At 72.9% G+C, this 18,155-nt stretch carries 15 protein-coding genes; 6 read left to right on the forward strand and 9 right to left on the reverse strand.

Annotation, left to right across the window (positions count from 1 at the left end; translation table 11 throughout):
* Positions 1–123: 123 nt before the first annotated feature.
* Positions 124–1,224: an Lrp/AsnC family transcriptional regulator gene (locus tag ACWGDE_RS21745; RefSeq protein WP_453390647.1), complete on the reverse strand. Its 1,101-nt coding sequence runs from the start codon at positions 1,222–1,224 to the stop codon at positions 124–126.
* A gap of 127 nt (positions 1,225–1,351) precedes the next feature.
* Here ACWGDE_RS21745 and ACWGDE_RS21750 point away from each other — a divergent pair, with 127 nt between their 5' ends.
* On the forward strand, positions 1,352–3,331 hold the full coding sequence (locus ACWGDE_RS21750) for an ATP-binding protein (protein WP_453390648.1): 1,980 nt from the start codon (positions 1,352–1,354) through the stop codon (positions 3,329–3,331).
* Between the two features lie 6 nt (positions 3,332–3,337).
* On the opposite strand, the gene ACWGDE_RS21755 is transcribed toward ACWGDE_RS21750, so the two are convergent.
* From ACWGDE_RS21755 to ACWGDE_RS21770, 4 genes are all read right to left on the reverse strand, one after another.
* Complete coding sequence (locus tag ACWGDE_RS21755) at positions 3,338–3,934, reverse strand: 3'-5' exonuclease (protein WP_453390649.1); 597 nt, start codon at positions 3,932–3,934, stop codon at positions 3,338–3,340.
* A gap of 151 nt (positions 3,935–4,085) precedes the next feature.
* Positions 4,086–5,273 carry a GDSL-type esterase/lipase family protein gene (locus ACWGDE_RS21760; RefSeq protein WP_453390650.1) on the reverse strand — a complete coding sequence of 396 codons (1,188 nt, stop codon included), beginning with the start codon at positions 5,271–5,273 and terminating at the stop codon, positions 4,086–4,088.
* 261 nt (positions 5,274–5,534) lie between these two features.
* Positions 5,535–7,154, reverse strand: a complete 1,620-nt coding sequence (gene aceB / locus ACWGDE_RS21765) for a malate synthase A (RefSeq protein ID WP_453390651.1) — start codon at positions 7,152–7,154, stop codon at positions 5,535–5,537.
* A gap of 273 nt (positions 7,155–7,427) precedes the next feature.
* Entirely contained in the window at positions 7,428–8,009 is a 582-nt protein-coding gene (locus ACWGDE_RS21770; RefSeq protein WP_453390660.1) for a nucleotidyltransferase family protein, read from the reverse strand.
* 327 nt (positions 8,010–8,336) lie between these two features.
* Here ACWGDE_RS21770 and yczR point away from each other — a divergent pair, with 327 nt between their 5' ends.
* On the forward strand, positions 8,337–9,824 hold the full coding sequence (gene yczR, locus ACWGDE_RS21775) for a MocR-like transcription factor YczR (protein ID WP_453390652.1): 1,488 nt from the start codon (positions 8,337–8,339) through the stop codon (positions 9,822–9,824).
* Positions 9,825–9,897: 73 nt separating this feature from the next.
* Here yczR and ACWGDE_RS21780 read toward each other — a convergent pair whose 3' ends face one another.
* The 3 genes from ACWGDE_RS21780 to ACWGDE_RS21790 all read right to left on the reverse strand — a co-directional run bounded on the left by ACWGDE_RS21780 (position 9,898) and on the right by ACWGDE_RS21790 (position 12,445).
* The gene (locus ACWGDE_RS21780) at positions 9,898–10,245 is read right to left on the reverse strand and encodes a hypothetical protein (protein WP_453390653.1); all 348 of its coding nucleotides are present in this window, start codon (positions 10,243–10,245) and stop codon (positions 9,898–9,900) included.
* Positions 10,246–10,493: 248 nt separating this feature from the next.
* Entirely contained in the window at positions 10,494–11,129 is a 636-nt protein-coding gene (locus ACWGDE_RS21785) for a response regulator (RefSeq protein WP_453390654.1), read from the reverse strand.
* Entirely contained in the window at positions 11,126–12,445 is a 1,320-nt protein-coding gene (locus ACWGDE_RS21790) for a sensor histidine kinase (RefSeq protein WP_453390655.1), read from the reverse strand. The genes ACWGDE_RS21785 and ACWGDE_RS21790 overlap by 4 nt, the downstream gene beginning before the upstream one ends.
* Before the next feature lie 134 nt (positions 12,446–12,579).
* On the opposite strand from ACWGDE_RS21790, the gene ACWGDE_RS21795 reads away from it, so the two are divergent.
* A complete protein-coding gene (locus ACWGDE_RS21795; RefSeq protein ID WP_453390656.1) occupies positions 12,580–13,671 on the forward strand; it encodes an ABC transporter permease in 1,092 nt (363 codons plus the stop codon).
* The gene (locus ACWGDE_RS21800; RefSeq protein ID WP_453390657.1) at positions 13,668–14,351 is read left to right on the forward strand and encodes an ABC transporter ATP-binding protein; all 684 of its coding nucleotides are present in this window, start codon (positions 13,668–13,670) and stop codon (positions 14,349–14,351) included. Before ACWGDE_RS21795 ends, ACWGDE_RS21800 begins: the two co-directional genes overlap by 4 nt.
* A 135-nt stretch (positions 14,352–14,486) precedes the next feature.
* Here the strand turns inward: ACWGDE_RS21800 and ACWGDE_RS21805 are convergent, their stop codons facing one another.
* Positions 14,487–15,290: an IclR family transcriptional regulator gene (locus ACWGDE_RS21805; protein WP_453390658.1), complete on the reverse strand. Its 804-nt coding sequence runs from the start codon at positions 15,288–15,290 to the stop codon at positions 14,487–14,489.
* Positions 15,291–15,626: 336 nt separating this feature from the next.
* Here ACWGDE_RS21805 and allB point away from each other — a divergent pair, with 336 nt between their 5' ends.
* Both allB and alc read left to right on the forward strand, forming a co-directional pair.
* Positions 15,627–16,961, forward strand: coding sequence for an allantoinase AllB (gene allB, locus ACWGDE_RS21810; RefSeq protein WP_453390661.1), 1,335 nt, complete (start codon positions 15,627–15,629; stop codon positions 16,959–16,961).
* Positions 16,962–16,963: 2 nt separating this feature from the next.
* Positions 16,964–18,082 carry an allantoicase gene (gene alc / locus ACWGDE_RS21815; protein WP_453390659.1) on the forward strand — a complete coding sequence of 373 codons (1,119 nt, stop codon included), beginning with the start codon at positions 16,964–16,966 and terminating at the stop codon, positions 18,080–18,082.
* The last annotated feature ends 73 nt before the right edge of the window (positions 18,083–18,155 follow it).

Genomic DNA, 18,155 nt, shown 5'->3' on the forward strand with positions numbered 1-18,155 from the left:
GTGCGTACGTCACCCACTGCGGGGTTGACGTCCGCACCGCCGTACGTGTTTTCCGGGCTGCGCCCCGGCCCGTCGGCCGCGGCTGCGGCCGAGCTTCTGGGGCTCCGCCCCGGACTCCGCGCCTCAAACGCCGGCGGGGCCGGATTGGGCGGGGCCGGATTCGCCTGCGGGGCCGGAGCCGGTCGGGTCGGTCCAGATGTCCGGGAGGACCGTGCGGAGGCGGCGGCCGGTGTGGTCCAGTTCCTGGGCCTCCGACTTGCGTACGTGCAGGGCCACCGCCGAGTCCGTGATGCGCAGGCCCGGCAGCCGACGGGTGAGTTCCGCCGTGTAGCGGGAGAGGTCCTCCACCGTGCGGAGCCGGGCGCTGATCATGAAGTTCCAGGGGCCGCTGACGGACATGCACGTTCGGGTCTCGCGCAGTCCCGCCGCCACCGCGGCGCAGTCCGCGAGCTCGTACTCGGAGGCCTCCGCCCACAGCGTCGCCGACACCGGCCAGCCCGACAGTCCCGACGCCAGCGTGCAGCTGTAGCGCAGGCTCTGCCCGGCCTCCAGGCGCGTCAGCCGGCGCCGTACGGTCGACTCGCTCATCGCGAACTCCCGCGCCAGCGAGGCCACGCTGCGCCGCGCGTCCGCGGCCAGCGCCAGCACGAGCGGCCGGTCCTCCTCCTGCAGCGGCGTGACCGTGGGCAGGGCCGGTGTCCCGCCCGCCGCCCGGCGCCGGGTCCGGCCGGTGAGCCGGTCGGTCTGGCCCGGGGTCAGCTGGTCCAGGCGCCAGCGGTCGGGGGCGTAGTGCACCGCCGTCACCATGGAGGTGCGGGTGCCGACCACACCGTCGATGCGCTGCACGCGGGTGGTCAGGTACCGGTACAGCGTGGGCAGGTCCGGGACGGCCACGAACGCCAGCAGGTCACGGCCGCCGGTGGTGTGCTCGACGCCCAGGGTGTGCGCGTCGGACACGAGGTCGTCGCCCACCGAGGGCGAGGTGCCCGCCGTGCACATGACCTCCACCCAGGCCATGGAGGGGATCTGGGCGCCGGTCCGCAGCCCGAGCCCCGTCAGCCACGCCTCGCCGGTCCCGGTGAGCCGCTCCCAGCGGCGTGCCAGGGTGTCCGGGCGCACGCCGAGCACCGGCCCCAGCAGCTCCCAGCTCGCGCGGGGCGCGAGCTGGAGCGCGTGGACGAGCGCCCGGTCCGTGTCGTCGATGGCGGAAATGGCCGAGTTCATACCCTCCCCTGGTGGTTCTCCCGGTCAGTGACGGGACAAGGGGATTATGAGCCGATCATCTGTCTTTGTGCATTCAACTGTTGACGACACGGTTGCGCGCACGTGATCGGACATCGCAGGAGGACGTGTGGGGGAGGCCGGCTCGGGCATGCGCCAGGCGGTGCCCGCCGAGTTGTCCAGTTTCATCGGACGGGAGCGGGAGCTGACCGCCCTCGCCTCGCTGCTCGCCACGCAGCGCCTGGTCACGCTCACCGGACCGGCCGGAATCGGCAAGACCCGGCTCGCCGTGCGCACCGTACGCACGCTGAACGGGCGGGACGGGCTCGACACCGTCTGGGTGGATCTCGCGACCCTGCCCGAACGCCGCTGGGCGGAGCTGGAGGGCGCGCTCGTCGACCGGCTCGCGGGGCGCGAGGCGCTGCTCGTCCTCGACGGCTGCGAGCAGCTCGGGGAGGCCGGTGCGGGGCTCGCGGCCGAACTGCTGCTGCGCCTTCCGGGGCTGCGCATTCTGGCCACCTCGCAGCGCAGGCTGCGGCTGGCCGGGGAGGCGGTGCTCGCCGTACCGCCGCTGTCGGTCCCGGAGGGTGACGTGGCGCCGGATCCCGCCGAGCGGTTCCCCGTGGCGGGCATCGAGGGGTACGCGGCCGTCCGGCTCTTCGAGGAGCGGGCGCGCGGAGCGGACCCCTTCTTCGAGCTGACCGAGCGCAACGCGGCCGCCGTGGGCGCGCTGTGCCGGGCCCTCGACGGGATCCCCGGCGCACTGGAGCTCGCGGCGGGGCGCGCGCACCAGTACGCGCCCGCGCAGGCGCTCCGCAAACTCGGCTCCGACCCGCTGGCCTTCCTCGCGGGCGGCGCCGGCCGCGGCACGAGGGTCGACGCCGAGCGTTCCCTCCGGCTCGCCTCGCCCACCGAGCGGCTGCTCTGGGAGCGGCTGTCCGTCTTCGCCGGCTCCTTCGACCGGGCGGCCGTCGCCGAGGTCTGCGGCTTCGGGGCGCTCACCCCGGACACCGCCGTCGAGGCCCTGCAACGGCTGGCCCCCGGCCTGCTGGCGGACGCCGGACCGGGCCGCTACCGACTGCCCCTGTCCGTACGGGCGTACGCGGGCCGGCTGCTCGCGCACGGTCCCGCCGGGGACGGTCCGACCACGGCCCGGCGCCACCACGAGCGCTGCCGGGTCCTGGCCGAGCGCGCGGCGCAGCTGTGGCGCGCCGGAGCGCAGCGGGAGGCGCGCGCCCTCGCCGTACGGGAACTGCCCGAGCTGCGCGCCGCGATGAACCCGCTCTCCGCCAGCGGGCCGGGCACGGCCCTGGAGATCGCGGTGTCCCTGTGGTTCCTGTGGTCCGCGTGCGGGATGGTCGCGGAGGGGCGGCAGCACCTGGAACGGGCCCTGGCCCTGCACCCGGCGCCCCGGCCCGCCAGGGCGCTGTGGCTCGCGGCGTGGCTCGTCGCCTGCTTCGGCGAGGCGAACGGCGCCGATCCGCTGCTCGTGGAGGCGTGGACCGCGGCCGTGCACGAGGGGGAGGACACCTGCCTGGCCTACCTCGCGCACGTACGGGGCACGATCGCGCTGTGGGAGGAGCGCTTCGAGGACGCCGCCGCGGAGTACCGGGACGGCCTCGAACTCCTGCCGGAACAGCCCGAGTTCGGACCCGGCCGCGAAGCCCTGGCGGCCGCGCACACCATGGCCGTCGCCCACACGGACCCGGCATCGGTCCCGGTCGAGGACGGCCTGCCGGACGCCCCGGCAGACCTGTGGGCCCGCTCCTGGCTGAGCTACGCCCACGCCGTGGTCCAGCGCCGGGAGGGCCACCCGGCGCTGGCCCGCACCGAACTGCTGCGCGCCCTGCGGACCCAGCTCGCGCTCGACGACCGGCTCGGGCAGGCCTTCTCGGTGGAACTCCTCGCCGAACTGGAGGCGGACCAGGGCCGCTACGCCGAAGCCGCCCGCCTCCTGGGTGCCGTCTCCCGAAACCGCCCCCGAGCCGCCTGCACCCCCCGCGCACAGCAGGTCGCCCGCGCCCGCCTCACCCCGGAAGCCTTCCGCACGTCCTACGCCACGGGCGCCCGCACCCCCTTGCGCGCCCTCCTCCCGGAACTGGCGACCTGAGCGGGGTCAGGGGGCGGGCGGGACCCACAGCATGAGGTTGCTCATCAGTTCGGCCTGTTCGATCGCGTCGTCCAGGGCGTTGTGGGTGTGCGGGCGGCGCGAGAGGAGTTCGCGCGGCATGCGGCCCTTCACGGCGGCGCGGAGCGGGACGCGGGCCTTGGTCGCGTAGAGGGTCTTCATGTCCATGCAGCCCGAGTGCCCGAAGGGGCTGTCGCCGCCGAAGCTCATCAAGTACCAGTACAGGAAGGTCCAGTCGAAGGAAGCCGGGTACCCGCACATCACCGGCTGCGCCCCGGCCGAGACCTCCCGCACCCAGGCGCGGAACTCCGCCATCGCCACCGCCGGGTCGGCGCCCTCGCGGACCAGCCGGTCCCGGTCCAGCCCGCTCACGGCGAGCGCCTCCGGCACGTACGCGTCACTGATCGGACGCAACTCCCGGTAGAAGGTGTCGCGTTCCGGATCGGCCGCCGTATACGAAGCCCCGTCCTGCCGACCGGCCACGGAGGCCCCGAAGCTGATCATCGAATAGGGGCCGGGAATGGGTCCGTCGGCCTCGATGTCGACGGAGATGTAGAGACTGGGACGTGCCGCTCGTGCTGCCATGGGCGAGAGCATGCCAGGCGGCTCGCTGCCGATCATCCGAATTCCCCGCGGACCGGAACCCGGAGGGTCCCGGCGCGATGCGTCCGGGACCCTGGGCGGCCGTCCGTGGGAGGCGGCAGCGCCTCGGGGAGGCGCCGCGCCGGTCCGTCCGTTACGGCGCGGGGGTCAGGTACATCCCCGTCTGATCGCCGCCGGCGGTGTTCTTGCAGCCGAACCCGCTGCTCGCCGGCTGCGCCACGACCAGCGCCAGGCAGCGCCCGGCCGCCAGCTGGCCGAAGTAGTTCGGGTGCATGGACTCCTGGATCAGCCCCTGCGTCTCGCTGCTGTCGATCCAGCGCGCCCACTCGCTCGTCTTCGCCGAGGCGGGCACCGCGGTGGTCACCTGCTTGCTCGCCTTCGCGCAGACCTCGCGCCCCTGCATCATGTCCTTCAGGTCCAGGAACTGCACGCCCTTGGCGGCGGCGACCCCCTTGATGCGCCCGGCGATCTGCGGTACGAGCGAGTCGCGCGCCCAGTCGGAGTCCTTGTTCCAGAACGGGCACCCGCCGGTGTTGAGCCTGCTCCAGTCGCTCTGCGTGTACCGGTTCTCGACCCCGCGCGGGATCGGCGACGGGTAGGACTGCAGCACGATCCGGTACGAGGAGTCGGCGTAACCGGCGCCGCGCATGACGGCCCGCACCTCGTCCACGGACTTGCCGACGTCGGCCATCACGGCGTCGATCTTCTGGTCCACGCCCGCCTGCTGGTCGTCGTAGCAGTACGAGTTCCAGAGCACGAAGTCGTACGCGCACTCCTTGATGATGTCGGCGAAGCCGAGGTCGTTCCCGCCGATGGACAGCGCGATGACCTTGACGTTGTTGCTGGCGGCCACGGCGGCGAGCTGATCGGCCTGCGGGGCCTCGCCCTTGAAGGAGACGCCGCCGTTGGAGGCGCGGAACACGTTCTGCGACACCGCCCCGGAGCAGGCCAGGTTGATCGCGACGTCGGCGACGGCCCCGGCGCTCTTCACCTCGGCGGAGTCCGACCGGTGACACCCGCCGGCGGTGGTCCCGTACACCTTGCCGGGGTCGTAGGTGCTGCCGCTGACCCACGCCCGGTCGGTGCCGGTCCGGTTCCCGCTGTTGGTCAGGCTGTTGCCCTTCCAGCGCCCGGCCTCGCCGGAGATGTAGCTGTCGCCCATGGACACCACGGCGGTGGGCCCGCTCCCCGGCCCGGCCACGGCGGTCCCGGCCCCTGCGGCCACCAGCGCCCCGGCGACGAGCGGCAGTGCCATCCCGATCCCGGCCAGTCGTCGCACCCGACGGGCCCGGTCCATGCTGTCGTTGCGGAATCCGATCACTGCGGAACTCCTGCGGTCGGCCATGCGGGAGCCAGGAACAACTCCGGGGCATGGCTGGATAAGTGGGGGTTACCTCCGGCCGGTGGCAATCGGAAAGGTGCCACCCCGCACGTTGTTACCGCTAGGTACAGGCAAGTTACGAACAAGTAACAACCGATCGGTCGTTCGGTCCGTGCGCACATGACACCGCCCCCGGAGCCACTGGCTCCGGGGGCGGTGTCGGGTGTCCGGCTGCTGTGCGTTTCAGCCGGAGGCTGTGGGCTAGCCGATCAGCTGGTCGTACGCCGGGAGGGTGAGGAAGTCGGCGTAGTCCGCGTCCAGGGAGACCTGGAGGAGGAGGTCGTGGGCCTGCTGCCACTTGCCGGAGGTGAAGGCCTCCTCGCCGACCTCGGCGCGGATCGCGGCGAGTTCGGCGGCGGCGACCTCGCGGGCCAGGTCCGCGGTGGCGAGCTTGCCGTTCTCGAAGACCACGCCGGCGTTGATCCACTGCCAGATCTGCGAGCGGGAGATCTCGGCGGTGGCCGCGTCCTCCATCAGGCCGAAGATGCCGACGGCGCCGAGGCCGCGCAGCCAGGCCTCGATGTAGCGGATGCCGACCTGGACCGCGTTGCGCAGGCCCTCGTACGTCGGCTTCGCGTCCAGGGAGTCGATCGCGATGAGCTCGCCCGGGGCCACGTGGACGTCCTCGCGCAGGCGGTCCTTCTGGTTCGGCTTCTCGCCGAGGACCGCGTCGAAGGAGGCCATCGCGATCGGGACCAGGTCGGGGTGGGCGACCCAGGAGCCGTCGAAGCCGTCGCCGGCCTCGCGGTCCTTGTCGGCCTTGACCTTCTCGAAGGCGACCTTGTTGATCTCGGCGTCCTTGCGGGACGGGATGAAGGCCGCCATGCCGCCGATGGCGTGCGCGCCGCGCTTGTGGCAGGTCTTGACCAGCAGCTCGGTGTAGGCGCGCATGAACGGGGCGGTCATCGTCACCGCGTTGCGGTCCGGCAGGACGAACTTCTCGCCGCCGTCACGGAAGTTCTTGACGATGGAGAAGAGGTAGTCCCAGCGGCCCGCGTTCAGGCCGGCCGCGTGGTCGCGCAGCTCGTAGAGGATCTCTTCCATCTCGTACGCGGCGGTGATCGTCTCGATCAGGACGGTCGCGCGGACCGTGCCCTGCGGGATGCCGACGTAGTCCTGGGCGAAGACGAAGATGTCGTTCCAGAGGCGAGCCTCCAGGTGCGACTCCGTCTTCGGCAGGTAGAAGTACGGGCCCTTGCCGAGGTCGATCAGCCGCTTCGCGTTGTGGAAGAAGTACAGGCCGAAGTCGACGAGCGAGCCGGACGCCGGGCCGTCCTCGAAGCGCAGGTGGCGCTCCTCGAGGTGCCAGCCGCGCGGGCGCATCACGACGGTGGCGAGCTCCTCGGCGGGCTTGAGGGCGTACGCCTTGCCGGTGCGGGCGTCGGTGAAGTCGATGCGGCGCTCGTAGGCGTCGATCAGGTTGAGCTGGCCGAGGACGACGTTCTCCCAGGTGGGAGCCGAGGCGTCCTCGAAGTCCGCGAGCCAGACCTTGGCGCCCGAGTTCAGGGCGTTGATGGTCATCTTGCGGTCCGTCGGACCGGTGATCTCCACACGGCGGTCGTTCAGCGCGGCCGGGGCCGGCGCCACCTTCCAGTCGCCCTCGCGGACCTGTGCGGTGTCCGGGAGGAAGTCCAGGGTGGAAGTACGGGCGATCTCGGCGCGGCGCACGGAGCGGCGGGCGAGGAGCTCGGCACGACGGGGGGCGAACCGCCGGTGGAGCTCGGCCACGAACGCGAGAGCCGCATCCGTGAGGACCTCGTCCTGCCGGGGCAGGGGCTCGGCGTCGACGATGGCCAGCGATGACGGCGCTGGTGCGGACATATCTGTCACTCCTTCAGCGGCGGTGCCTGGCGGCCGCGGGGAATGCTCGCGCAAGACGGCACGCAGTGCCGCCGGGTGTGGAGAGTTCCGGGATACGGTCGCGGGCGCCGTCTGGGGGTTCAGGGCGCTTCTGACCAGTGGATAGTAATTTCCTCATGGTGGAAGTTCAATGGTTTGTTGATGTCGAGATTCTCTGAGTCGACAGATTCCGGTTCACGGTGGCCCTCAGTGCCACTGCGGTCACACCCCGCTCAGGCCGGACGCGAGTCCGGCTCAAGCGAGTCGTGCCAGGTCGGGCGGGGTGTCGATGTCGAAGGGCTCCGCGATGTCCCCGCACTCGACCAGCGTGAGCTCATGCGCGTGCGCCGACAAGTGCACCCGCGCGCCCTTGTCGCCGGTGGCCGTCGCCACGATGTCCGGCCAGCGGTCCGCCCCGAAGAGCACCGGGTGTCCGCGCTCGCCGTCGTACGCCGCCGCCACCAGGCTCGTCGTGGAGCGGTAGGCCGCGCGGACCCGGGCCACCGCCTCCGGGCCGATGCCCGGCTGGTCCACCAGTGACACCAGGGCCGCGCCGGCACCCGTACCGGCCAGCGAGGCCAGACCGACCCGCAGGGAGGAGCCCATGCCTTCGGCCCAGTCCGGGTTGTCGGTCACCACGCATCCGCTCAGGTCGGCGCGCTCGCGCACCTCGGCCGCCGACGCGCCGAGCACCACGTGGAGCGGGCGGCAGCCCGCCTCGCGCAGCACCCGTACGGCGTTCTCCACCAGCGGGCGGCCCCGGTAGGGCAGCAGGGCCTTCGGGCGGCCGCCCAGGCGCCGGCCGCCGCCGGCCGCGAGGAGCAGGCCCGCGATCACCGGGGGAGCGCTGTGGTCCGCGGGTGCGTGCTTCCGGTCGGGCTCGTGGTCGTGCTCGTGTCGCTGCTGGTGCCGCTCGGGGTTGCTGTGGGGTGACATGTCACCGATTCTCGCTCGCCGCTCCGCAGACCCCGCAGGAAGCCCCGTACGGCGGCCAGCGCGGCACCGGCCCGCAGGGGATCGGTGATCCGGTCCTCGGCGGCGGCGATCAGTGCTCGTTCGTCACGGTCGGTCAACATCGCGGCATCTCCTTGCCAATCGGGGGCCAATACAGCGAGTCTGGACTCGGATTGGCCTGGCAGGCAGAGCCAATCAGGGGAGGTTGGCATGGCAAACGGGCGAGTGGTCCATACGGCGGACAGGACGATGGGCAGCCGACAGCTGGCGGCCCTGCTCCCGGCGGAGGTGCTGGCCCGCCCCGGCTACCGGGCCCTGGCCGATGCGATCCGCACCCTGATCCTCGACGGCCGGGTGCCCCTGCACGTACGGCTGCCGGCCGAGCGCGAGCTCGCCGAAGCGGTCGGGGCCAGCCGGGCCACCATCACCGGCGCCTACGACCTGCTGCGCGAGAGCGGCTACGTCCGCAGCCGGCGCGGCTCCGGCACCTGGACCGAGCTCCCCGAAGGCCACGGCCCCGTCGGCGCGCACACCCTCGTCGGCGCCGGCGGCTACAGCGCCGACGGCGACCCCGGCATCGACCTCGCCATCGCCGCCATGGGCGCCCCCGAGGGCAGCCTCGCCGACGCGGTGGCCTGGGCCGCGCCCAGGCTCCCGGCGCTCGCCCGCAACCCCGGCTACCACCCCTTCGGCCTGCCCGACCTGCGCACCGCCATCGCCGAGCGGTTCACCCGGCGCGGGCTCGCGACCCGCCCGGAGCAGATCCTCGTCACGGCGGGCGCGCAGCAGGCGTTCGCGCTGGTCGTGAGCCTGCTGTGCCGGCCCGGGGACCGGGTGATGACCGAGAACCCGACCTACGCCAACGCCCTGGACGCATTGCGGCACGCGCGGCTGCGCACCGGGTCGATCTCCGTCTCCGACGCGGGCTGGGACCTGGAGATAGCCGAGTCCACGCTGCGCCAGACCGTGCCCCGGCTCGCGTACGTCATCCCCGACTTCCACAACCCGACCGGTGCGCTGATGCCGCAGGAGCAGCGGGTGCGGCTGCTGGAGGCGACGCGGCGGACCGGGACCTGGCTGGTGGTCGACGAGACCATCGCCGACATCGCGCTCGACGTGCCGGCGCCCGCCCCGACGGCCTCGCTCGGGCCGCGGGGCGGGGCCGACCACGTGGTGACCATCGGGTCGCTGAGCAAGACGCACTGGGGCGGGCTGCGGGTCGGGTGGGTCCGGGCCACCGCCAAGATGATCACGGAGCTGACGGCGGTACGGGTCGCGAGCGACATGACCGGGTCGGTACTGGACCAGCTCGTGGCCCTGCCGCTGCTGGAGGGGCTGGAGCGGTCCCTGCCCGCGCGGCTGCAGCAGCTGCGGGAGCAGCGGGCGGCGCTCGTCGCCTCGCTGGAGCGGCACACGCCGGAGTGGTCCTGGCAGGTGCCGCCGGGCGGGCTCTCGCTCTGGGTGGACCTGGGCGAGCCGGTGAGCTCCGCGCTGGGGGAGCGGGCGGCGGAGGCCGGCGTGCACATCGGGCGCGGGGCCCGCTTCGGGGTGGACCCCGGGACCTTCGAGCACCGGCTGCGGATTCCGTACACCCTGCCGGCGGACCGGCTGGACGAGGGCGTACGCCGGCTGGCGGCGGCCTTCCACGACGGCGTGCCGCTGCCTTCGGCGGTGGAGCGGCCGTACTGGGTGGCGTAGGCGGGGGCACCCCTGCTTGCCGGGCCCCTGAACACCTGGGCCCCTGGGTGCCCCCGGCCGGGCTCGGCGCGTCTCAGGCCGATGTGCGGAAGTAGGCGTTCGAGGAGGGGCGGAACATCAGGAACACGGCCGTGAGGACGGCGCCCACGTGGACGGCCCGGCTGGCGCCGAACACCCAGTCGAGGGCTCCGGCCCGGGAGGCGGCCGCGGAGAGGGAGCCGCCGTCGAGGAGGTAGCCGATCGGCTGGAGCACCATGGAGGCCGTCCCGAGCACGCCGAGGCCGAGGGCGAGGGTGATCCGGGCCCAGCGGGCGCCGGCGCGCATCCGGGTGGAGATGAGGACCGCGGCGGCGAAGACGGAGAGCCGGACGGCGAGGCCGACGCCGATCTCGCCGGCGGAGGCGGTGCCTTCGGTGGTCATGCGGGTGATCGCCAGGACGGTTTCGAAGGCGCCGGCGGCGACTGCGGTGAGCCAGAGGGTGTGGGCGGCACGCGGGTCCCGGGCTTCGCCCGAGCCCCCGGGGCTCCGCCCCGGACCCCGCGCCTCAAACGCCGGCGGGGCTGGAATTGCCCCGGCGGGGCTGGATTGCCGGGGCGGGGCTGGATGGGAGGGCGGCGGGGCTGGAATGGCCACGGTGGGGTTGGATTGGTCTGGTCGGATTGGACTGCCTACGGTGTGCGGATCAGGCGGCGGGTGGCGGCTGCGGCTACTGCTGAGGTGCGGGAGTCGACGCCGAGCTTGGCGTAGATGTGGACCAGGTGGGATTTGACCGTGGCCTGGCTCAGGAAGAGCTGCTTGGAGATCTGCTGGTTCGACAGGCCGTCCGCGACCAGCTGGAGGACCTCCAGTTCCCGCTTGGTCAGGGCCTCCGCGGGCGTGCGCATGCGGTCCATCAGGCGCAGTGCCACCGCCGGGGCCAGCGCCGACTGGCCCGCCGCCGCCGTACGGACCGCCGCCGCGAGTTCCTCCGGCGGGGCGTCCTTGAGGAGGTAGCCCGAGGCGCCGGCCTCCACCGCCGCCAGGATGTCCGCGTCCGTGTCGTACGTGGTGAGGACCAGGACGCGGGGGGCCCCGGGCCGGGACGTGATCAGAGCCGTGGCCGCCGAGCCGTGCATACCGGGGCCGGGGCCGAACTGGAGGTCCATCAGGACCACGTCCACCCCGTCGCGGCCGGCGATCTCCACCGCCTGTTCCGCCGTCGCCGCCTCCGCCACCACGGCGAAGTCCGGCTCGGTGTCCAGGACCGCGCGCAGCCCGGCACGGACCACCGGGTGGTCGTCGGCGAGGAGCAGCCGGATCGTCATGACAGTGCCTCCGCGGGCAAGGGCAGGGTGACGGCCACGGCGGTGCCCTGGCCGGGGGAGGACTCGACCGTGAACAGGCCACCGAGGGTCTCGGCCCGGGAGCGCATCGCGGGCAGGCCGAAGCCGCCCTCGCCCGAGGGGGCGGAGGAGGGGTCGAAGCCCTTGCCGTCGTCGACGATGTCCAGCGTCACGGAGGTGTCCATGAAGGTCAGGGTGATCTCGGCGCGCCCCGCCCCCGCGTGCCGCACCACGTTGGCCAGCGCGGACTGGGCGATCCGCAGCAGCGCCACCTCGTACGGCGTGGGCAGGGGCCGCGGCGTGCCGCTGAGGGAGAACCGGACCCGGGGGCCCGGAGCCCCCGTGCACAGCCGTTCCAGCGCCGCGGGGAGGGACCCGTTCTCCAGGTCCGGGGGCGTGAGGGCCCGTACGAAGCGGCGTGCCTCGGCGAGGTTCTCCTGCGCGGCCTGGCGCGCCTGGGCGATGTGCGCGAGCGCCGCCGCCGTCGGATCCGGGCCCGCCGTCGGGTCCGGAGCCGCCCCCGGGGCCTCGGAGAGCGTCCGCTCCGCCGCCCTCAGCAGCAGCTGGATCGAGGAGAGGCCCTGCGCCAGGGTGTCGTGGATCTCCCGGGCGAGCCGCTCCCGCTCCGCCAGGATTCCCGCGCCCCGCTCGGCCGCCGCCAGCTCGGCCCGGGTGGTGATGAGCTCCTCGATCAGCTCGCGCCGCCGCTCACTCTCCCGGTACAGCGCCTGGTAGCCCAGTACGGTCGCCACCGCCACGGCCCCGCCCAGCAGCGGTCCGAGGAACGCCCCGGGTGTCACCGCGCTGCTGTGCGCGAGGAAGCCGGCGATCGCCGCGCAGGCCGTCACGGCGACGGCCGCCACCCCCCAGCGCAGCCGCAGCAGGTGCAGCTCCAGGAAGTAGAGGGGGAAAGCGATCCACAGGCCGTCGGGGGAGACCACGAGCAGTCCCACCCAGGCCGCGGACAGCCCGGCCAGCCACAGCGCCCCGGCGCGCGCCGACGCGTGCACCACGGGGGCCAGTACGCCGGCGACGTACACGGCGGCCAGCACCGCGCAGGCCGCGACCACCCACCCGGCGCGCGGCGCGGAGTCGGCGACGGCCCGTCCGGCGGCGAGCGCGAGCAGGCCGAAGAGCAGCGCGTGCAGGCACAGGCGCAGGACGCGGGAGACCGGGGTGAGGGCGCGGAGGTCACCGCGCCGCGGGCGGGTGTCCGGTGCGTGCGGCGGGCGGGTGCCCGTGTGCTGCGGGCGGGTGTCCGCGGGCGGTCGCGGTGCGGTCGTGTCGGGAGGAGTCATGGCCTGACCAGCGTAAGTCCGGGTGCGGTGGCCCCGGTCAACCAAAAGTTCGATGTCCGCGTCGGTCCTTCGATACCAGGATCCCTACTGTGGCGCGATGCCTTGTGTCCACGCCGAAGACCAAGGTGGGGAACATGTTCGTCGCATGGAGAGATCTACGGTTCGCCAAGGGCCGCTTCGCCCTCATGGGCTCGGTCGTACTGCTGATCACGCTGTTGGTCGGCCTGCTGTCCGGGCTCACCGCCGGCCTGGCACGGGAGAACATCTCGGCCATCACCGGCCTGCCCGCCACCACCCGCCTCGCCTTCGCCGCTCCGGCCTGGGACCAGAAGGTCTCCTTCACCAACTCCCAGGTGCCGGAGAAGGCCTGGCTGGCCTGGCGGGAGCAGCCGGGGGTGACGTCGGCGCAGCCGCTGGGCATCCGCACCACCAACGCCGTCTCCGGTGAGCGGACCGCCGCCGTGTCCGCCTTCGGCGTGGACCCGGCGGGCTCTCTCGCGCCCCCCGGGAGCGGCCTCGCCCAGGGGCGGGTGGTCCTCACGGAGAAGGCCGCCAAGGAGCTCGGCGGACTCACCGCGGGCGCCAGGATCAAGATCGGCCAGCTGGAGCTGACCGTGGCCGGGATCTCCGGTACCGCGGCCTACAGCCACACCCCGGTCGTGTGGACGGACCTCGAAGACTGGCAGCGCATCGGCAACCCCGGCACCTCCGTCGACACCCTCGCCACCGTCGTCGCCCTGGACGGGAAGGACGACGTGAACTGGGCGGCCGGGGACGCGGCCACCGGGACCAGGGCCCAGACCATCGACGGGGCGCTGAGCGCGATCGGCTCGTACACCTCCGAGAACGGCTCGCTGCAGCTGATGCGGGGGTTCCTCTTCGCCATCTCCGCCCTCGTCATAGGTGCCTTCTTCACCGTGTGGACGATCCAGCGCAGCGGGGACATCGCCGTACTGAAGGCACTGGGTGCCTCCACCCCGTACCTCCTGAAGGACGCCCTCGGGCAGGCCGTGGTGATGCTGGCCCTCGGCACGGGGGCGGGCACCGCGCTCGCCGTCGGCTTCGGCGCCCTGATCAGCGGGGGCGACGTGCCCTTCGTGCTCGACGCGGCCACCGTGCTGGTCCCGGCCGCCATCATGATCGCGCTCGGCGCGCTGGGCGCGGCCCTGTCCATCCGGCGGATCACCGCCGTAGACCCGCTGACCGCTCTCGGGAGTGCCCGATGACCCTGCTCGTTTCCGACGTCACGCTCACCTACCCGGACGGCGACGGCCGGCTCACGGCCCTGGACGCGGTCGGACTGGAGGTGCCGGCCGGCACCCTGACGGCCGTCATCGGGCCCTCCGGCTCCGGCAAGTCCAGCCTGCTCGCCGTCGCCGCCACCCTGGTCACCCCCGATTCGGGGCGGGTCGTCGTCGCGGGGCAGGACACCGCGAAGCTCGGGGCGGCCGAGAAGTCGGCCCTGCGCCGGGAGAAGATCGGCATCGTCTTCCAGCAGCCGAACCTGCTGGCCTCCCTCACCGCCGCCGAGCAGCTCCAGGTCATGGCGCACATCCACGGCCGGCCCGCGCGCGCCCTGCGCCGGCGGGCCCTGGAACTGCTGGACGCGGTGGGGCTGGCCGACAAGGCCGACAAGCGGCCGCACCAGCTCTCCGGGGGCCAGCGCCAGCGGATCAACATCGCCCGCGCGCTGATGAACGAGCCGGCGGTGCTGCTGGTGGACGAGCCGACCAGCGCCCTCGACCACGAGCGCGGTGCCGCGATCCTGGACCTGCTGGTCACCCTCACCCGGGAGCGCTCCACCGCCACCGTGCTGGTCACCCACGACCACACGCACCTGGACCGCATGGACCACACCGCGACGATGGCGGACGGCCGCCTCACGCAGGGCGTCCCGGCGGCCTGACCGGAGGGCGGACCGACAGGCCGGCCCGACGGCCCGCTGCGCCGGCCCTCGCGGCCCGCCAGGGAGTACGGAAGAGCCCGGCACCCCCACTGGGGGCGCCGGGCTCTTTGCGCGGGTCCACCGCCCGGCCGGGGCCTACGCGGGGTTCTGGCTCTGCAGGGCTACCGAGAGCTCGGCCGCGACGCCCTGCAGGATCGGCACGAAGGACTCGGCGACGGCCTCGGTCACCCGGCCGGCCGGGCCGGAGATGGAGATCGCGGCGGCGGTCGGCGAGTTCGGCACGGAGACCGCGAGGCAGCGGACTCCTATTTCCTGCTCGTTGTCGTCGACCGCGTAGCCGGCCTTGCGGACCTGCTCCAGGGCGTCCAGGAAGCCCTCGGGCGTGGTGATGGTCTTCTCGGTCGCGGCCGGCATCCCGGTGCGCGCGAGCAGGGCCCGTACCTCGTCCGCGGGGGTGTAGGCGAGGAGCGCCTTGCCCACGCCGGTGGAGTGCGGCAGCACGCGGCGGCCGACCTCGGTGAACATGCGCATGGAGTGCTTGGACGGCACCTGGGCGACGTAGACGATCTCGTCCCCGTCGAGCAGGGCCATGTTCGCGGTCTCCCCGGTCTCCTCGACCAGACGGGCGAGGTAGGGGCGCGCCCAGGTGCCCAGCAGCCGCGACGCGGACTCGCCGAGGCGGATCAGCCGGGGTCCGAGGGAGTACCGTCGGTTGGGCTGCTGCCGGACGTAGCCGCACGCCACGAGGGTGCGCATGAGGCGATGGATGGTGGGCAGCGGAAGACCGCTGGCGGCGGAGAGCTCACTGAGGCCGACCTCACCCCCTGCGTCGGCCATACGTTCGAGCAGATCGAAGGCGCGCTCAAGGGACTGGACGCCACCGCTGGCGGCGGTGGGCTTGGTGGAGGCGTCGGTGGTGCTGGCGCTGGACGTCGGCACGGCGCGGTCCTTTCGGTGCTGGCAGGCAAGGAAGCAGCCTACCGGTCGGTCGGCGTCGGCCCTAGAGCCGGGGCAATGCCGTCCCCGCCGGTCAGAGGTGGTTTGTCCGGGTGGCGGACATCCTCGGGAAGTTACCCGCCCAGTCCCTGGTGGTGGTAGCTACATTCTGCATAGTGAAATCTTAATTCCATCCTGTGGAAACATCCAATTGCGGTACGCGCGGGTCAGTGGTCCGTCCGGGCACTCTTGACTGGTTCAGGATCGACGGGAAGACTCCGTCAACAGAACGTTGAATTTCGCTCTGTGGAAGTAGATGGGGAGGTTCCGGTGTCCGACCTGGCTGTGGAACTGGTACTGCGCTCGACGCGCGTCATCACCCCCGAGGGGACGCGCGCCGCTTCGGTGGCCGTCGCCGGCGGGAAGATCGCGGCCGTGCTGCCGTACGAGGCCGACGTACCGGCCGGGGCCCGGCTGGAGGACTTCGGCGACGACGTGCTCCTCCCCGGCCTCGTCGACACCCACGTCCACGTGAACGACCCCGGTCGCACGGAGTGGGAAGGCTTCTGGACGGCCACCCGCGCCGCCGCCGCCGGTGGCATCACCACCATCATCGACATGCCGCTCAACTCGCTGCCGCCGACCACCACGACCGCCAACCTGGTGGTCAAGCAGGAGGTAGCGCGGACCAAGGCGCACGTGGACGTCGGCTTCTGGGGCGGCGCGCTGCCCGACAACGTCAAGGACCTGCGCCCGCTGCACGACGCCGGCGTCTTCGGCTTCAAGTGCTTCCTGTCGCCCTCCGGCGTCGACGAGTTCCCCCACCTCGACCAGGAGCAGCTGGCCGCCTCGCTCGCCGAGATCACCGGCTTCGGCGGTCTGCTGATCGTGCACGCCGAGGACCCGCACCACCTGGAGTCCGCGCCGCAGAACCCGGGCCCCAAGTACGCCGACTTCCTGGCCTCCCGCCCGCAGGACGCCGAGAACACCGCGATCCAGAACCTGATCGACCAGGCGAAGCGGCTGAACGGGCGCGTCCACGTACTGCACCTGTCCTCCGCCTCCGCGCTGCCGCTGATCGCCGCCGCCAAGGCCGAGGGCGTGCAGATCACGGTCGAGTCCTGCCCGCACTTCCTCACCCTCACGGCCGAGGAAGTCCCGGACGGCGCCACCGAGTTCAAGTGCTGCCCGCCCATCCGCGAGTCCGCCAACCAGGACGTCCTGTGGGACGCGCTCGCCGACGGCACCATCGACTGCATCGTCTCCGACCACTCGCCCTCCACCGCGGACCTGAAGACCGGCGACTTCGCCACCGCGTGGGGCGGCATCTCCTCCCTCCAGCTGGGCCTCCCGGCGATCTGGACCGAGGCGAAGAAGCGCGGCCGCAGCCTGGAGGAGGTCGTCCGCTGGATGTCCTCCGCCCCGGCCGCCCTCGCCGGCCTGGCGCAGAAGGGCGCGATCGAGGTGGGCCGCGACGCCGACTTCGCCGTCCTGGCCCCCGAAGAAACGTTCACCGTGGACCCGGCCGAACTCCACCACCGCAACCAGGTCACGGCGTACGCGGGCAAGACCCTGCACGGCGTCGTGAAGTCCACCTGGCTGCGCGGTACGCAGATCGCCGACCACGGCACCCCGACCGAGCCCACGGGCCTCCTCCTCGAAAGGCAGAACTGACAGTGGCGATTCCCTCTTTCACCGGTAACGCGAACCCGTACGGAGGCGGCGACCCGTACGCGGACTACCGCACCGCGGACTTCCCGTTCACCCAGTACGCGAACCTCGCCGCCCGTGAGCTGGGCGCTGGTGTCACCTTCGCCAACGACGAGTTCTTCGCCCAGCGCGAGAACCTCCTCATCGCCGAGGCCGCGCACTTCGACCCCGAGCACTTCGGTCACAAGGGCAAGATCATGGACGGCTGGGAGACCCGCCGCCGCCGTGGCGTCTCCGCCACCCAGCCCTGGCCGACGCCCGAGGACCACGACTACGCCCTGGTGCGCCTCGGCGCCCCCGGCGTGATCCGCGGCATCGTCGTCGACACCGCCCACTTCCGCGGCAACATGCCGCAGGCCGTCTCCATCGAGGGCACCAACTGGGAAGGCGCCCTCGCGCCGACCCCGGAGGAGCTCCTGGGCGACGACGTGAAGTGGACCGTACTCGTCCCGCGCACCGCGGTCGGGGGCCACGCGGCCAACGGCTTCGAGGTGACCGCCGAGCAGCGCTTCACGCACCTGCGCGTCAACCAGCACCCGGACGGCGGCATCGCCCGCCTGCGCGTGTACGGCGAGGTCGTCCCGGACCCGAAGTGGCTCGCCACGCTCGGCACGTTCGACGTCGTCGCGCTGGAGAACGGCGGCTCGGTCCAGGACGCGTCCAACCGCTTCTACTCCCCGCCGACCAACACCATCAACCCGGGCCGCTCCCGCAAGATGGACGACGGCTGGGAGACCGCCCGCCGCCGCGACAACGGCAACGACTGGATCCGCTACCAGCTCGTCGCCGAGTCCGAGATCCGCGCCGTCGAGATCGACACCGCGTACCTCAAGGGCAACTCGGCCGGCTGGGCCTCGCTGTCCGTCAAGACCGGCGAGGAGGGCGAGTGGACGGAGTTCCTGCCGCGCACCCGCCTGCAGCCCGACACCAACCACCGCTTCGTGCTCGACGCCCCGGCGGTCGGCACGCACGTCCGCATCGACATCTTCCCGGACGGCGGCTTCTCCCGGCTGCGCCTGTTCGGCTCCCTGACGGAGACCGGCGCCGCCGCGCACGCCGCGCGTCACCAGGAGCTGGGCGGCTGAGGCCACCCCGCTTCCGCTCCACACTGACCGCCCCGGGGGCCGACACCCCCGGGCGCGTTCAACAGTCCGCAGG

It is taken from the genome of Streptomyces sp. NPDC054956 (assembly GCF_053609185.1).

What these genes read in the sequence shown, in the direction of transcription:
- ACWGDE_RS21745 (WP_453390647.1), bottom strand. Translation starts at nt 1,224, where the DNA reads ATGAACTCGGCCATTTCCGCCATCGACGACACGGACCGGGCGCTCGTC.
- ACWGDE_RS21755 (WP_453390649.1), bottom strand. Translation starts at nt 3,934, where the DNA reads ATGGCAGCACGAGCGGCACGTCCCAGTCTCTACATCTCCGTCGACATC.
- aceB (WP_453390651.1), bottom strand. Translation starts at nt 7,154, where the DNA reads ATGTCCGCACCAGCGCCGTCATCGCTGGCCATCGTCGACGCCGAGCCC.
- yczR (WP_453390652.1), top strand. Translation starts at nt 8,337, where the DNA reads ATGGCAAACGGGCGAGTGGTCCATACGGCGGACAGGACGATGGGCAGC.
- ACWGDE_RS21780 (WP_453390653.1), bottom strand. Translation starts at nt 10,245, where the DNA reads ATGACCACCGAAGGCACCGCCTCCGCCGGCGAGATCGGCGTCGGCCTC.
- ACWGDE_RS21785 (WP_453390654.1), bottom strand. Translation starts at nt 11,129, where the DNA reads ATGACGATCCGGCTGCTCCTCGCCGACGACCACCCGGTGGTCCGTGCC.
- ACWGDE_RS21790 (WP_453390655.1), bottom strand. Translation starts at nt 12,445, where the DNA reads ATGACTCCTCCCGACACGACCGCACCGCGACCGCCCGCGGACACCCGC.
- ACWGDE_RS21795 (WP_453390656.1), top strand. Translation starts at nt 12,580, where the DNA reads ATGTTCGTCGCATGGAGAGATCTACGGTTCGCCAAGGGCCGCTTCGCC.
- ACWGDE_RS21800 (WP_453390657.1), top strand. Translation starts at nt 13,668, where the DNA reads ATGACCCTGCTCGTTTCCGACGTCACGCTCACCTACCCGGACGGCGAC.